General features: G+C 45.7%; 12 protein-coding genes. 4 read left to right on the top strand and 8 right to left on the bottom strand.

Features of this window, described 5'->3' with window-relative positions; genetic code table 11:
* Nucleotides 1–826: 826 nt before the first annotated feature.
* The 6 genes from OXH00_15490 to OXH00_15465 all read right to left on the bottom strand — a co-directional run bounded on the left by OXH00_15490 (nucleotide 827) and on the right by OXH00_15465 (nucleotide 6,466).
* A complete protein-coding gene (locus OXH00_15490; protein MCY3742418.1) occupies nucleotides 827–1,792 on the bottom strand; it encodes a sigma-54 dependent transcriptional regulator in 966 nt (321 codons plus the stop codon).
* A 564-nt stretch (nucleotides 1,793–2,356) separates the two neighbouring features.
* Nucleotides 2,357–2,530 (bottom strand): hypothetical protein, encoded by a 174-nt coding sequence (locus tag OXH00_15485; protein ID MCY3742417.1) that lies wholly within the window; start codon nucleotides 2,528–2,530, stop codon nucleotides 2,357–2,359.
* A gap of 205 nt (nucleotides 2,531–2,735) precedes the next feature.
* Nucleotides 2,736–3,719 (bottom strand): hypothetical protein, encoded by a 984-nt coding sequence (locus OXH00_15480; protein ID MCY3742416.1) that lies wholly within the window; start codon nucleotides 3,717–3,719, stop codon nucleotides 2,736–2,738.
* A 30-nt stretch (nucleotides 3,720–3,749) separates the two neighbouring features.
* Nucleotides 3,750–4,208 (bottom strand): hypothetical protein, encoded by a 459-nt coding sequence (locus tag OXH00_15475; GenBank protein MCY3742415.1) that lies wholly within the window; start codon nucleotides 4,206–4,208, stop codon nucleotides 3,750–3,752.
* On the bottom strand, nucleotides 4,208–4,777 hold the full coding sequence (locus tag OXH00_15470) for a hypothetical protein (protein ID MCY3742414.1): 570 nt from the start codon (nucleotides 4,775–4,777) through the stop codon (nucleotides 4,208–4,210). The genes OXH00_15475 and OXH00_15470 overlap by 1 nt, the downstream gene beginning before the upstream one ends.
* A gap of 708 nt (nucleotides 4,778–5,485) precedes the next feature.
* Entirely contained in the window at nucleotides 5,486–6,466 is a 981-nt protein-coding gene (locus OXH00_15465) for a sigma-54 dependent transcriptional regulator (GenBank protein MCY3742413.1), read from the bottom strand.
* Nucleotides 6,467–6,950: 484 nt separating this feature from the next.
* Between OXH00_15465 and OXH00_15460 the strand changes: the two genes are divergently transcribed.
* The 3 genes from OXH00_15460 to hisC all read left to right on the top strand — a co-directional run bounded on the left by OXH00_15460 (nucleotide 6,951) and on the right by hisC (nucleotide 12,191).
* The gene (locus OXH00_15460; protein ID MCY3742412.1) at nucleotides 6,951–9,680 is read left to right on the top strand and encodes a glycoside hydrolase family 2; all 2,730 of its coding nucleotides are present in this window, start codon (nucleotides 6,951–6,953) and stop codon (nucleotides 9,678–9,680) included.
* A gap of 192 nt (nucleotides 9,681–9,872) precedes the next feature.
* The gene (locus OXH00_15455) at nucleotides 9,873–10,982 is read left to right on the top strand and encodes an NAD(P)-binding domain-containing protein (protein ID MCY3742411.1); all 1,110 of its coding nucleotides are present in this window, start codon (nucleotides 9,873–9,875) and stop codon (nucleotides 10,980–10,982) included.
* Nucleotides 10,983–11,093: 111 nt separating this feature from the next.
* Complete coding sequence (gene hisC, locus OXH00_15450; protein MCY3742410.1) at nucleotides 11,094–12,191, top strand: histidinol-phosphate transaminase; 1,098 nt, start codon at nucleotides 11,094–11,096, stop codon at nucleotides 12,189–12,191.
* Here the strand turns inward: hisC and OXH00_15445 are convergent.
* Together OXH00_15445 and rpmH are read right to left on the bottom strand one after the other, a co-directional pair.
* Nucleotides 12,186–13,433, bottom strand: a complete 1,248-nt coding sequence (locus OXH00_15445; protein ID MCY3742409.1) for a 4-hydroxy-3-methylbut-2-enyl diphosphate reductase — start codon at nucleotides 13,431–13,433, stop codon at nucleotides 12,186–12,188. The two genes, hisC and OXH00_15445, sit on opposite strands and share 6 nt — an antisense overlap.
* A gap of 179 nt (nucleotides 13,434–13,612) precedes the next feature.
* Complete coding sequence (rpmH, locus tag OXH00_15440; GenBank protein MCY3742408.1) at nucleotides 13,613–13,747, bottom strand: 50S ribosomal protein L34; 135 nt, start codon at nucleotides 13,745–13,747, stop codon at nucleotides 13,613–13,615.
* A gap of 430 nt (nucleotides 13,748–14,177) precedes the next feature.
* Between rpmH and dnaA the strand changes: the two genes are divergently transcribed.
* Nucleotides 14,178–15,584, top strand: a complete 1,407-nt coding sequence (dnaA, locus tag OXH00_15435; protein MCY3742407.1) for a chromosomal replication initiator protein DnaA — start codon at nucleotides 14,178–14,180, stop codon at nucleotides 15,582–15,584.
* Nucleotides 15,585–15,701: the final 117 nt, after the last annotated feature.

Genomic DNA, 15,701 nt, shown 5'->3' with positions numbered 1-15,701 from the left:
AAACCCCCCAGTACCTCTTTTTTTAAACAAGTAACGAGTTGATGCGTTTGCGATCTATGGCTGGGGTTAGCCTCTGTGCTTTTCACTTGTGAAAAGAGCCCGATGAACCCTATAGTGAGGATGCAGGCAATGGCAATGATTTGAGACAAAGACTTTTTTATTCGATTTTCTCCTTTATTTTCGGATTGCCTGATACGGATAGAAGGTATTTTGCGTTCTGTGGCAATCCTCTGTATTCTGTATAAGGTGCTAACTTAAAAGTTGCCAAGACATGGATGTTTTGTGCTACAATTAAGTTAGCACTGTCATAGCCCGATTATGGCAGTGCCGCATCGCTTGGTGGTGGCGCACCGGTGACGCACCTCTAAAACTTTTGGAGGCTGCCATTTACAAAAATATTTATGACAACAGTAGGAAACATGCCTAAGAATAGCACGTTCCAGCGTTATTGTCAAACGAAAAAAGTCGCATCGCGAGAGACCACGTCTGTTGGAACAGTCTGCGATGCAACACCAAAATGCCTCAATACCTTGTGTAAGACACAACTAATATCTAAGGATTTGGCTTACACTTCACTAATAACTTAAGCAAGAACCGTGCCAATCGGTGAAAACGTTCTTATCATTGCCCTATTATACCTTGTCCGTCAAGGCGGTACGCGGGATCCAGGCTGTACACGATGTGATCGGATCGCTTAAAGTTGTTTTTCGTCAATTATCCCAAAATGAGACAAGTTTGGGAGGCATATCGGGGACCAAGCCTTTGATAACACGGGTTCCGACGTGTTGTCTCAATATGGGATACTGTCCCATATTGAGACAACATTTTACTGTGGCAGGTTATATTCCTTCAATTTCCGATAAAGTGTGGATCTGCCGATGCCCAACGCCTGTGCTGCAGCGGGGACATTATTGTCCGTCACTTTGAGTGCGTGGACGATTTCGTCAAGCGGAAGAATAGTAGTGTCACCCGTCGGGCTGCTTGCAGCGGATTGTGAACGCTCCTGCGTCTGATGTAAAAGGAGGCTTTGGGGTTGCAGTAGGTCCGTTGTCTCATATAAAACTGCCCTCTCAATGGTGTTTTCCAGTTCGCGCACGTTACCGGGAAAGTCATGCTGCATCAACATTTGTAAGGCATTAGCAGAAATGTCGCGAATGGGTTTTTCGGCAGCTGCGGCATATTTTTTTACGAAGTGCTGTGCCAAGATAGGAATATCTTCGCGCCGATCTCTTAGAGGCGGAACCGCGATAGGGAATGCCGCGAGGCGATGGTACAAATCCTCACGGAAATATCCATCTCTGATAGTATCCTCTAAATCCCGATTCGTAGCAGCCAGAACCCGGATGTCAATGGAGATGGTTCTTGTACCACCAAGTCTCTGAAATTCCCGTTCTTGTAGGACGCGCAGCAACTTCACTTGCAAAATGAGTGGCATATCCCCAATTTCATCAAGAAAAAGTGTCCCAGTGTCCGCTTGTTCAAAGTATCCGATCCGCCACGCGATTGCGCCGGTGAAAGCCCCGGGTTCATTGCCAAACAACTCACCTTCAATCAATTCGGTTGGTATTGCAGCACAATTGATGGCAACGAAGGGTCCTTCTTTCCGAGGACTGTTATCGTGTATTGATTTTGCGATCAATTCTTTCCCGGTCCCGGTTTCGCCTTGAATCAGGACGCTAATAGCTCCTGCTGCCGCCGTTTGAATCTGGGTGAATACGTGCTGCATTTTTTCGGTTTTGCCGATGATTTTGCCAAAAGAATGGTTCGTCTCAAGTTCGGTTCGTAATGCCATAATCTCCTTTTCATCTGCTGGATATGAACACCTTTTGACATGTCGCGGTAACTCATACCATTTCTGAGTAACGGCTTCTGGTTAATAAAAAACCGGTTAGTAGTCGCACAATTTTGAGACGTACCCGCCTAAATGCGCCCTGCCTTATTGCGCCTCAGACATTCGCCTTGCTATGAATTCCAAAATCTCTTAAATGCGAATTTATTTTTCAGATTTGATATTATAGGACTTACGCATTTCCCCTAAAATCATCCTGATAAGTGGGATTTATTTAAAAGTCAAAAATCTATCATCTTGTACTAAGTTTGCGTCAGCTCTATTGTATTTCATGTAATGCGAAACAAAAAATAGAGTCCTCATATTACTGTAACGCGTATGTTAGGACGAAAGGTTGCATAAAATAGATATTAGATATAATAATGGGTGAATTGTGTGTTCTTGTTCACTGATTTTTGGTCATCCGACAAATACATTTTTGATTAACTGATATTTCTCAAAAGTTTTCCTAAAGCACTAATTATCAAGGTTCTTTAGGGGTAGGTTTATGAAAATTCGCCATGAACTCTATGAGAATCTGTTTTTCTCCGGTGAGTTGAAGTTGTATTTGATGAATGTGCGTCGTTGTGAAATACTGACTTGTAGCAACATGAGATAACTCATGACTTTTATACCCAGACTCGTATACGCGCCTTCTCTGCTTTCGAGACTCATAGCGGAGACGTGGAGATTCGATTTCAAATACCCCCAAACTTCTTTGCTTTCGTGCGACTTCTCTTGTGTTACTCAATGGAAAGCAAGAAGCCCACCGATGTGTTTCAAGACATCAGTGGGCTTCTTTGTCGCGAAGGTTAAAAGGGAATCATAACCCAAATGACGGAGAGACCATGTCAACAAGTGATAAAAGAAACCACTGGGGTGAAAACAAGGAAGACTGATTAATCTTCTAACGGTTTTCGTTCTGCTGTTTGAGTTGTCCCCAGAGTATAGTCAACTTGTGGGTAGCGTCAACGGCATATACCGCGCTGGTCCAATCAAAAATGAACACACCCTTCTTAGAGATGTCCAAAAGTTTTTGATGGGCACCGCCGGAGAGCGATACCGCCCAATTGTGATATAATTTTTTCAACTTTCCGCCGCCCGGGGTTGTGTAAATGATGTACTGTCCGTCTGGGGACCAGTTGAAACCTATGATATATGTGTGGGCTTCTGGTACTATGGTTTTCACGGTCTGCAGGGTCACAAGAGAGATGACACTTATTTGATCAGCCACGTTTGGCTTTTTGCGAACGAAAGCGAGGTATTTCCCATTGGGTGAAAAAGTAGGGAAATATTCGCCTCTACGGGAACGCAGGCGTACCGTCTTTCGAGTCAACAGATTGAACAGAAATATACCGTTGTTGTTCTCGTAGGCAATCTGAGTGCCGTCTGGGGACCAATCAACGGAAAAAACTTCGCCTCGTTTTAATAGTTTGACTTCTGGTTGCCAATGTTTAAGTTCTTTTTTTTCAATGAGAAAGAGCCCGCGGTCCTCCGGGGGGTCACTCAACATGTTTGTGAGGGCAACATCACCTTGCGCGGAGATGGATACATCTAAAACTTCTTCAAAATGATGATGTGTGAGGTTACGTGCTTCTGGCCGCCGCTGCATTCTATCAAGAAGATAAACGCCTGTTGTATGACCGATTCCGTCAGCAAGGAAGACGAGAAAGTTCCCATTTTTTTGGACAGATAGCCCGTAAATAGAATTGATGTGTTTTAAAATCCTACGCGGGGTGCGCGGGGATTCCACATTGGTCACCCAGAGTTCGTTAGAAAATTCAGAGTGTCTAAAGATAACTTCACCGGTGAGTTGGGCATCGGTCGTGTGGGGTAACAAAAATACAACCCAGAAATTCAAGCTGAGTAAGATATACAAAAAGTGTTTCATGAAGTGTGTCCCTTGTGAATAAAGCTGTGGTTACTCTGGGGAGTGGTGCGGTGGGTCCTCTATTTCCATCGGGAACTCGCCTAAGTTTATAATTTTGCCAGTGCCCCTGTGCGGGGGTTTGCCAAAACTATAACGGGTTTTGATCTGTAGCTGGTCAATACGAAGTAAAGCCCCCCATTCGATGTCGAGTGCATCAAGCCGCGCCTGAAGTGCGTCTCTCTCAACTTGAATTTCCTTAAGGCGAGCTGCTTCCACGGATGTAAGCGGTCGTGGGTTCGGGTTTGTCCAAACGCCAGTCGCTTGATAGGAAAGATTAGGATCAATCTTCCAGACTTTTCCGCCTGCAGTGACCTCTACAGAAGGCTGTTGTTTTGACTTTTTCAGGGCACCGGTGGAGGATGGGGAGGACGTGTCCCCATCCTGTTGACACCCTGTTTGTGAGACACACAGGGGTATTATTAAAAAACAGAGGATACGGATGTAATACATTAGACCCCTGATATTATAATTTTAACACCGAGGCGAGGGCCATGGATCTGCAGTCCTGCCGCCGCCATTAAACGCTCATTACCAGCTTCATTTAAATTTTGGTTGTTGCTATCGTATGCGCTCTGATAGCTTGGGTCACACGAATTTATCCAAGAATCGCCAGTCCCCCCCTGGTCATGAGCGCGGGGGTTCCCAGGAACCTTAACCCATGCATTGGCCCGAGCACTATTCGGCATCTGATTTTCGTCGCAGCCTTGGACACTACTATATGCTGAGGCGGAATAATAGACGATATCATCATTGCTTTTATAGGCACTCACAGATGCCTCTACAAACCCTATCACATTACCATTCCCATCAAGACGTTCCGCTGAGATGTAAGCGGATGCATCAAAGTTATCTACATCTATTGTCACATTTTTTATGACATTTTCTGCGGGACCAGTAGGCTTCATTTCCTCAATCTTGGGTTCACCAATAGCATTCGGGAGTATGGTGACAGCTAAAATGAAACTGCTCATCAGTAGCAGAGCTACAGTGAGTAATGTTTTGGAACTGATTCTTTGCACAGTTATTCTCCTGTTTTGAAAAGAGGGATTGCATAGGGAAAGCAAAAAAGTGTGTTGCGTTCTGGGGCAATCTTCCTCTGTTATAGCGTGCTGGTTTCCAATTATACCTGCATCTATGATACAATAGAGACCAGTGCTGTCATACTTGACTAAAAAACTGATATGGCAGTGCTTCGCGGCGTAGGTACTTACAATACCTACCTCGCATGGATCGGATTTTGGAGAGACGCTTTTGTGTCCGGGTTTCTCCAAAGGATAAAAAAGAAAGTCTGCCAATTGTAGAATATTTATGACAACAACAAGAATCGACATAAGAATAGCACATTCCGGCGTTATTGTCAAATCCAAAAGTCGAATCGCAAAGGGCCACGCTTGTTGGAGCCGTCTGCGATGCAACGCCAAAATCCCGCGATACTTCGTGTAAGACGCAACCAACATCTAAGGGATTTGGCTTACACCTCACTACTTAAGCAAAAACCGTGCCAATCGGTGAAATTGTGATATCCAGCCCTATTATACCTTTACCAGTCAAGGCGGTACGGGGAATCCAGGCTGTACACGATGTGATCGGATCGCTTAAAGTTGTTTTTCGTCAATTGTCCCAAAATGAGACAAGTTTGGGAGGCATATCGGGGACCAAGCCTTTGATAACACGGGTTCCGGCGTGTTGTCTCAATATGGGATACTGTCCCATATTGAGACAACATTTTACTCTGGCAGGTTATATTCCTTCAATTTCCGATAAAGCGTGGATCTGCCGATGCCCAACGCCTGTGCTGCAGCAGGGACATTATTGTCCGTCACTTTGAGTGCGTGGACGATGGCTCTTCGTTCAACTTCGTCAAGCGGAAGAATAGTAGTGGCACCCGTCGGGCTGCTTGCAGCGGATTGTGAACGCTCTTGCGTCTGATGTAAAAGGAGGCTTTGGGGTTGCAGTAGGTCCGTTGTCTCATATAAAACTGCCCTCTCAATGGTGTTTTCCAGTTCGCGCACGTTACCGGGAAAGTCATGCTGCATCAACATTTGTAAGGCATCAGTAGAAATGTCGCGAATGGGTTTTTCGGCGGCTGCGGCATATTTTTTCAGGAAGTGATCTGCCAAGATAGGAATATCTTCGCGCCGATCTCTCAGAGACGGAACCGTGATAGGGAATGCCGCGAGGCGATGGTACAAATCCTCACGGAAATATCCTTCTTTGATAGCATCTTCTAAACCCTGATTCGTAGCAGCCAGAACCCGGATGTCAATGGCGATGGTGCTTGTGCCACCGAGCCTTTGAAATTCTCGTTCTTGTAGGACACGCAGCAGCTTCGCTTGCAAAATGAGTGGCATATCCCCAATTTCATCAAGAAAAAGTGTCCCGGTGTCCGCTTGTTCAAAGTATCCGATCCGCCGCGCGATTGCGCCGGTGAAAGCCCCGGGTTCATTGCCAAACAACTCACCTTCAATCAATTCGGTTGGTATTGCAGCACAATTGATGGCAACGAAGGGTCCTTCTTTCCCACGACTACTATCGTGTATCAATTTTGCGATCAGTTCTTTGCCGGTCCCGGTTTCGCCTTGAATCAGGACGCTAATATCCGCTGCTGCCGCTGTTTGAATCTGGGTGAATACGTGCTGCATTTTTTCGGTTTTGCCGATGATTTCGCCAAAGAAATGGTTCGTTTCAAGTTTGGTATATCGCATCATGATCTCCGCTTTCATCCGTTCAATATGGATATCTTTGGCTTATATAAAAGAAGGTATGTATTTTTCGTTTCGTTGCGCAAGATTTTTCGGTGAAAGAATTAGATAGGACTTACGCATTATTGACAACGATTAAAGACATTTCAATTCAGAAGGTTTAATATTCGTCATAACAGAAGAGTGCAACACATTTTTAAAGTATTGCGTAAGTCCTGTTATAATTAAAGACACAGTTTTCAATGGAAAAGGTGCAGAGTTATTGATTAAAAAACAAATTTATGATATATTGATTGTCAGTCATCAGTTGTTAGTCAAGGCGTTTTTTGTGACAATTCACGATGCCTTGGAGTCCTCCAAGTTTGGGTAGATTATTACAAACCGCTTCTTAACTGATAACCGATAACCTTGACCAACAACTCCTCTACAGATACTTTTGCTAAGGCGCGAGTTGTTGGTCAAAACTGAAAACTATAAAAAAAGGAAAAACATGAGAGGGAACAATACAGACACACCGCGCCCGGAATACCCGCGTCCGGATTTCCAACGCGGGACATCAGAAGGAATCGACTGGATCTGCCTCAACGGCACATGGGAATTCGCATTTGATCCAGATGATATTGGCGAGCAAAACCAATGGTATTCATCAGAATCGACTGATGATTCTCCATGGACAATGCAAATACAGGTCCCCTATCCTTGGGAAAGCCTTGCAGCATGGGGAGCGGAAGAACAAGCAGACAACGTAAACTACCTGAGCAAAAACGCATATCTTAACCCCGAAGAAGTTACCTGTGGCGGTTTAGACCGTGAAGGCAATTATCGCGGCGAACCGCGTCATACAATCGGCTGGTACCGTAAAGTCGTCTCAATCCCTGAAAATTGGGGCGACAGACGTGTTATTTTGAATTTTGGTGCTGTTGATTGGGAAGCAACCGTCTGGGTAAATGGAAACCAAATAGGCACGCACGAAAACGGATACCTACCCTTTGAATTTGATATTACAGATGCACTTACGCCAGGGGAATCTACGGTCATCGTTGTTCGCGCTTATGATGCACAAGATCACGGTGAACAACTTGCGGGTAAACAGATAGGTTGGTATGTACGGACCAGTGGTATCTGGCAAACCGTTTACCTCGAACCAAGAAGTACGACACACATTACACAGTGCCATATCACCCCTGATATTGATAACGCTACGGCTACCTTTGCTGTTAATATAGATGGAGACACAAAGAATACCGAGTTGTCCTTACGCTGGAATTGCGGTGAACTCAGCGGTTCTGAGCAGGTTTCCAGTAATGAGACGCAATTCACAGTGAGTATCCCCCCTGAGCAGCTGCGTTTGTGGGATGTAGACACCCCAAACCTCTACGATGTTACGCTGGAATTGGTAGCAGAAGGGACGGTTATTGATCGGATTTTCACTTACTTTGGGATGCGAAAGGTTTCCATCGCAAAAGCCCCGGGTGGAGACTACCAGTATATCTACCTTAACAACCGTCCTATCTATCTCCTTGGTGCCCTTAATCAGTCATTTAGCCCGGAAGGTGTGTACACGTTCCTAACAGACGAAGCAATCCGTACGGATGTCGAACGCGCAAAGGAATTCGGATTCAATTTTTTGCGTCTCCATATCAAAGTCGATGAACCGCGTCTCTACTATTGGGCTGACAAGTTAGGGCTTCTCTTCATGTGCGATATTCCGAATTTTGGCACCTACACGGAGAAAGCACAGGCACGATTTGTAGAGACGCTTCGCGGAAACATTGCGCGTGATTACAATCACCCGTCGATTATCTCTTGGTGTAATTTCAACGAAACTTGGGGACTCGGCGGTAACGAGTACAAGGAGATGACGGATCGACAGGAATGGGTGCGCGAGATGTACCACCTCGCTAAATCCTTAGATACAACCCGCCTGATCGAAGATAATTCACCGTGTCTGTACGATCATGTGGAAACGGACATCAACTCATGGCATTTTTATATTAATGACTATGACCGCGCGAAGGAACACATCGCGAACGTTGTGGCAGAAACATATCCGGGCTCAGCGTTCAATTATGCCGGTGGCAACGTCCAGAGCGATGCGCCACTGATTAATAGCGAGTATGGTGGTATTTCCGCAGGCGCAGGCGACAAGGATGTTTCATGGTGTTTTAAATACCTGACGAATGAACTCCGACTCCATCCAAAAATCTGTGGCTATATCTATACTGAATTACAGGACATTGAGTGGGAACACAACGGCTTCATGAACTATGACAGGTCAGTAAAGGCGTTTGGATACGACTACCTGGACATCAATACGCTTGACTTTATCGCCATCGACTATCCACCCGGAACAACGGTGGCACCGGGTGATGAGATAAAAGCGGATATCTACGCGAGCCACTTCTCACACAAAACCATCACCGGTACAACCCTCCACTGGCAACTGGATACGATGTCAGCGAGCGGACACGTCACACGTGGGAATGTCTCAGGAAGCGTTGAGATTCCATTTCCGCAGTATCAGGTACAACACGTGCATGAACTTGAACTGCGTATCCCCGATATTCACCCCGCGGTCGGCACGCTCCATATCTGGGTAACAGATCATTCAGGGACCGTCGTTGCCCGTAACTTCATCAATTTCGAGCATTTCGTTGACGCACCGGTAGGATCGGTTTCTAATCCCGAATTCCGAACCGATTCAGGAGCGGTCCGCCTCAACTATACACCCAATAGCATATCTGAATCCTCTTGGAACGAACCGACAACCGAAGAGCAGCTTTTCTCTGCAGTCGGGAGTGGTTACGTCGAATATGAGGTCTCGTTGCCAGAAGGACTTCGTGCAGCAGATGTTGCAGAGATAGAGCTCATCTTTGAAGCATCCAGTTTTTATGGAGGGGCACGTCAAACGGAGCCAGAGAAATATCCGTCTGATGTGACGATTTCAGTCAACGGTGCTGAAATTGAAACGGTTTGCATTCCTGATTGCCCTGCGGATGCGCGGGGTGTACTCTCTTATATTCATGAACAGCCCGGTATCTACGGGTATCTGCACAATGTCAAGGTAGATCCATCACTTGTCCTAAATGGCGAGACAGATACATTAAGAGTCCGCTATGAAGTGAAAGCGGATGCTGAAGCGACAGGCGGGTTCGCGCTCTACGGCGCACGTATGGGAAGATACCCGACTGGACCGCATCTGCTTATACGTCGGAAATAGTTATCGGTTATCGGTTTTCAGTTTTCGGTTAAAGAGTTTTCTGATGACGATAACGCAACGAAGGTTGGCACTCGTTGCCAATTTCACTTGAGAAAGGAAGAAAAGGTTGGAAGCTTATCGGAAGATACTCGCGTCCCAGGAGGCGTAACCGACAACCGACAACTGACAACTCTCACTGCGAGGCAAACCATTATGGCAAGTCCCGAATTTGTATTCACACGTTATCCGAATTTAGAAGTTTCTTGGCCCTATGTGCACGAACAGATGGTCCGCCGGTTAGAAGAACTCGGCGTAACACTTGTGCTCAACAACAATAACAGAGACCCTATCCACGAACAGGTCGATTTAAGCGAGACTATTGGCATATCCCATTTTGGCGGAAACCTGACGGAGGCATGCATCGCAGCAGCCCCGAAACTCAAAGTGTTTGGAGCGATGACAGATAATTCCGGGCACGGTATTCCATATCAAGCACTTCAAGCGCGGGGTATCCCTGTCATTGAATCGACGCGCGCCTGGTCGCAATCCGTAGCTGAGTGCGCCTTCGGTCTTGCACTGTCCTCACTGCGCCGGACAGCACAATGGCATCTACGGATGGCACAGGGTGAAAAACTCTGGGATTGGGAGAACCCGATGTGGGGTTCGCTAAACGCCCGTGAAAGCGACGCGCCCCTTGATAAACTTCCGGCAGCACATCAGTTCTGTGACGATCCAGATTTCGTCAACGGCGACCTTGGCACTAAAAACATTGGTGTCATCGGCCTCGGACAGATTGGCGGAAAAATCGCAAAATGGTGTCGAGTTTTTGGCGCAACAGTAGTGGGCTTCGATCCGTATGTCTCAGACGAACTCCTTCAAGAATGGGATGTACAACGCACCGATATGGACACACTTGCCGATACATCTGATATCGTGTTCGTAGCAGTACCACCAACACCTTCAGCAAAACACCTATTAAACCGAGAACGGATCTACCATCTCCGCAAGGGAAGTTTGGTTGTCATAATTACGCGCGCCTTTGCTGTCGATATGGAGGCACTACGGGAACGGATTGTAAAGGATGAACTTGCCGGAGCATTTGATGTCTACGACATTGAACCGGTCCCCATCGATGATGAATTGCGGAATCGGGATAACGTTGTCCATACACCGCATATCGCCGGTAGAACGGAAGATTCCAACCTACGCGTGGCGGATATGACTGTGGATGACTTTGTGCGGGTGCTGAAGGGCGAGGCACCTCTCGGGGCATTGACCCCGAAAGCAGTTGAGGTCCGAACCTCACCGAGTCCGAGCCAGTAACAGTGAAGAGTTGTCAGTTATCGGTTATCAAGCATCAGTTAAAAGAGCGTTTCATTAACCATACATCTCTTAACTGATCACTGACGACTGACAACTGACGACTTCTAAAAAATGCCATCTAAAACGGAATATAAAAATTTTATCCGCCCAGACATCGCAGATATGGCACCTTACACGCCCATCGTGCCGTTTGATGTGCTGAGCCAACGCCTCGGTATCCCGGCTGGGGACATCATTAAACTTGATGCGAATGAGAACCCTTACGGGCCCTCAGCGCGCGTATATCAGGCATTAGCAAACGAAACCTATTATCACATATATCCAGACCCTGACAGTTCATCTTTACGTCAAGCACTGAGTCAATACATAGGTGTTGATGCGACCCATATCGTTGCAGGTCACGGTGCAGATGAATTGATTGATCTTGTAATTAGGTTGTTCGTTGCTCATAGCGATGTTGTCGTTAACTGCCCTCCGACATTTGGGATGTACCGTTTCGACACAGAACTCAACGGCGGAAAAATAATTGACCTTGAACGAAAAGAGGATTTTTCGTTAGACACTGAATCAGTAGTTGATCTCGCTACCAACGACAAAAATGTCAAACTCATTTTTATTACAAGCCCAAACAATCCTGATGGCGGTATACTTGACGATACATGCCTTCGGTATTTACTTCAACTGCCGTTAATCGTCGTGCTGGATGAAGCTTACATTGAATTTTCTGGTGGGAGTCGTGCGAATTGGGTCTTGGAACATGAGAATTTAATTGTGCTGCGTACATTCAGCAAGTGGGCAGGATTGGCAGGATTGAGGGTAGGATACGGTATCTTTCCACACTGGATACTCTCACATCTTTTGAAGATTAAGCAGCCGTACAACGTAAACGTTGCTGGCGCGACAGCTGCTTTGGCTTCGTTGTCGGATGTGTCTCAATTGCAGGAGAATGTGCAGAAAATTGTGGCAGAGCGTGGAAGACTTTATGCGGCGCTGCAGGCGTTTGACTTTTTGGAACCGTATCCAAGCGAAGCGAATTTCATTCTCTCGCGGGTGATTGGAAGAGATGCAGCAGTGCTGAAAACAACGTTAGCTGAACGAGGGATTCTTATCCGATATTTTGATACACCACGTCTGCAGAACCACGTTCGAGTCAGCGTTGGCACTCCAGCGCAAACATCTCGACTCTTAGAAGCACTCTCTACACTATAGAAAAGGTTCCAACACCTCTTCTACCGAGCGAGTACTCGGAAACCACTTAACAATTTTTTGCAAAACTTCATCGAGAAGAACATCAGGACAAGACGCGCCAGCAGTCAGAACAATATCAGTAGATGTTTTCTGGTCTGTTTCATTCTCGTTTGTCTGAAAAAGCCAATCCTCTGTCGTTTGGACCTGTTTTGTCTCTAATTCGAGATGGCGAATGCGTTTGGGACTCAGGAGTTCATCTGCATCTCGAATGAAATAGGTCGGAAGGTGTTGTTGACAGAGTTCCACGAGATGACTCGTATTAGAAGAATTATAGCCCCCAACAACAACTGCAATATCGCCGCCATCGGCAATAAGCGCAAGTGTTGCATCCTGATTCTCTTTAGTAGCATAACAGAGAGTGTCTCTCGTATCAGCAAAGTGCGAAGACATATCAGCTTCACCGTATGTTGTCTTAATAGTATCTTGCAGTAAATTGGCAATTGCCTCGGTTTCCGTCGCGAGCATCGTGGTCTGGTTAACAACGCCGATACGCTTCAGATGCAGAATAGGATCGAAACCCGGAGAGAACCGATCAGCGAACTTTTCAAAGAAGAATGCTGTGTCTGCCTCCCCGGAGATAACCTTTGCCAAATCTCGCGCTTCTTCAAGATCACGAACAACGACAACGGGAGCACTCGCTTGTGCGTGGGAAAATGTCGCCCGAGTCTCTTCATGATAACGCTTTCCGTGGATAACAACGGTGTAATCCTGCTTACCAATCTCCTCACTCCGCCGCCAAACTTTTTCCACGAACGGACACGTCGTATTATAAGCAGTAAGCGTAACACCACGCGCCTTGAGAGTTTGCTCCACCTCAAGGGTGGTACCGAAAGCTGGTACGATAACGACATCGTCTGGCATCAAAATGTCAAAAGGGAGGAGTGGCATGCCAGCAGTATCCATTAGGAATTGGACACCGCGCTGTCTCAGGTTTTCATTGACATGGGGGTTATGGATAATTTCCGACAACAAGAAGATACGTTTGTCTGGGTTTTCTGCGAGTGCCTGATAGGCGATTTCAATAGCGTTTTCGACACCATAGCAGAAGCCGAAGTGTCGCGCTATTTTGAATCGAACGGGTCCGAAATCCAATAGTGTTGGTGCAAGGTCCCGCTTCCGAACATCAATATCACGGCGCGCTTGTTTGACCACAGAGATAATTGGGCTATGATAGAAGTGGGGTAATTTGAAAGTTCGAGGCATTCGCACTTCCGTCCGTAGCAACAGGAGTGGTGGTATCTTCTTCAGAACTGTAGATTGTTGTTATCTGACCGCTTCACTGCTTCACTGTCCGTTTAAACATTAAAGAAACTCATTCACAGTGCCTGCGCCAATATGTTACTTCACATACTACTTCTTCACATACTACTTATTGAGAATTCTTAGGCACTCAAGACTTTTCGCCCTTTGGCGCGGCGGCGAGCAATGGTCTGTCTTCCGTGTCTTGTAGACATCCGTTTGCGGAAACCGAGTTTATTTTTTCGTTTCCGTCGATGTGGTTGATATGTGCGTTTCATGAATGTCTCCTTTTTCTATGTAGGCGTTACCTTTTATGTGTTAGGTCATTACACACATAAGTATTTCTATTCGTCAGAATGGTATTACGTTGCGTTTTAAAATGATACGCTATTTTTCGACATTTGTCAAATTTTTTGACCTTGTAATTTTTGCTGGTCATAGAAAAAATAACTTGATAAAATTTCGGTTTTAGTTCAAAATATTCTTCCGAGGGATTTGGAATATATTTAATATTCTCTGATAAAAGTGTTGACATTTCTGTAGGAAAATGATACGATTTTATTTATTATTATACCTCTCGGTTAATTAACCGGCATAGTCTCATTTTTATTTTACATTTATTAAGTATTAAGGAATTATAATGGCTAAGCTTTAAAACTGATATTAAAGCTGAAAGCTCATGTGCCATTTAGGCTAGGATACACGCTCATGCGGCACACCCCCAACGAAATCTGGTCAGAAATACTGGAGAATCTCAACGACACAGCACAACAGGATGTTTATCTTCATCAAGCAGTTCCGCTTTCGCTCACAGCAGACGCATTGAAGATAGCTGTACCTTCAGCGTATACACGCGCGCGAATTGAAGAGCGTTTCCGAACTGACATCCAACGAGTGTTGGCAACACTCATTGGTGCACAATGTGTACTCACTCTGACTATAGACGAATCTGTGGTAGACGAATCTCCGGCTCACGGCAGTGAGGATTCTAATCTAATAGAAGTAGAAGATACTTCTGATCAATCTGCCAATCAAAGTGAAATATTTGTTAACGCCCCTTCTACCGCCGTCCCGCAAAATCAGACAGGACTGAACCCAAGATATCGGTTTGATACGTTCGTCGTTGATACACCTAACCGGATCTGTCATGCAACCGCTTTAGCCGTTTCAGAAAATCCAGGGCGCGACTACAATCCGCTCTTTATTTACGGCGGGGTGGGATTGGGTAAAACTCACCTCTTGCACGCAATTGGCAATAGACTCTCAGCAAACCAACCCGATAAGAAAGTTCTGTACGTTACATCAGAAACTTTCATGAATGAATACGTTGAGTCTATCGTCAACCGCGGATCGGCACAGGGATTCCGCACAAAGTATCGCACAGCAGATATGCTTTTGATTGATGACATACAATTTTTACAACGCAAGGAAGGCACACAGGAGGAATTCTTTAACACCTTTAATGACCTCCACATGAACTCAAACCAGATAGTCATGACCAGCGACCGGACACCGAATAACCTTGAAAATCTTGAAGTTCGCCTTCGATCCCGATTTCAATCCGGCATGGTAGCTGAGATTGGTATGCCACAGTACGAGATGCGTATCGCTATCCTCCGGCAGAAATGTCAAGACCAAGGGTTTGACAACCTACCTGATGATGTACTCAGTTACATCGCCGAAGTTGTCGAGACGAATATCCGAGAACTCGAAGGCACGCTTGTACGATTGGTTACACAAGCTACAATACTCAAGGAAAATTTGAGCTTAGATTTTGCACGACAGGTGCTGAGCGATGTGGGCACCCCGTCACCAATGCGAGACCGTAAAACAGCCACATCAAAAGGGATACAAATGGTCGTCGCTGACTACTTTGGCATTGACGTGACAGACCTCGTCTCTCAGAAACGGACAAAGGAGTTAGTGCAGCCGCGTCAAATCGCTATGTATATGTGCAGAGAGTTGACACAAATGTCATATTCAAACATTGCCCAAGCGTTTAATAAGGGAAATCATACTACTGTCATTCACGCTTGTAAACAGATAGAAGATACTATCGAAAAAAGTGATGATGAACGGCAAACAATTGTGTTTTTGCTTGATCAATTTCGATAGCCAAATTCTGCGTTTTATCTTCCGTTTTTGAGGCATTTTTAAACGATATACCGCATCCTAAACCTGTTGATAACTTGTTGATAACTATGTTAAAACATTGTGCATAACTTGTGCATA

This window comes from Candidatus Poribacteria bacterium (genome assembly GCA_026706025.1).
Taxonomy (GTDB): domain Bacteria; phylum Poribacteria; class WGA-4E; order WGA-4E; family WGA-3G; genus WGA-3G.
This window is presented reverse-complemented; position numbering and strand designations above follow the sequence as displayed.

Excerpts from the sequence above, each read along its gene's own strand:
- OXH00_15490 (MCY3742418.1), bottom strand. The coding sequence starts at position 1,792 with ATGGCATTACGAACCGAACTTGAGACGAACCATTCTTTTGGCAAAATC.
- OXH00_15480 (MCY3742416.1), bottom strand. The coding sequence starts at position 3,719 with ATGAAACACTTTTTGTATATCTTACTCAGCTTGAATTTCTGGGTTGTA.
- OXH00_15475 (MCY3742415.1), bottom strand. The coding sequence starts at position 4,208 with ATGTATTACATCCGTATCCTCTGTTTTTTAATAATACCCCTGTGTGTC.
- OXH00_15465 (MCY3742413.1), bottom strand. The coding sequence starts at position 6,466 with ATGATGCGATATACCAAACTTGAAACGAACCATTTCTTTGGCGAAATC.
- OXH00_15460 (MCY3742412.1), top strand. The coding sequence starts at position 6,951 with ATGAGAGGGAACAATACAGACACACCGCGCCCGGAATACCCGCGTCCG.
- OXH00_15455 (MCY3742411.1), top strand. The coding sequence starts at position 9,873 with ATGGCAAGTCCCGAATTTGTATTCACACGTTATCCGAATTTAGAAGTT.
- hisC (MCY3742410.1), top strand. The coding sequence starts at position 11,094 with ATGCCATCTAAAACGGAATATAAAAATTTTATCCGCCCAGACATCGCA.
- OXH00_15445 (MCY3742409.1), bottom strand. The coding sequence starts at position 13,433 with ATGCCTCGAACTTTCAAATTACCCCACTTCTATCATAGCCCAATTATC.
- rpmH (MCY3742408.1), bottom strand. The coding sequence starts at position 13,747 with ATGAAACGCACATATCAACCACATCGACGGAAACGAAAAAATAAACTC.
- dnaA (MCY3742407.1), top strand. The coding sequence starts at position 14,178 with ATGCGGCACACCCCCAACGAAATCTGGTCAGAAATACTGGAGAATCTC.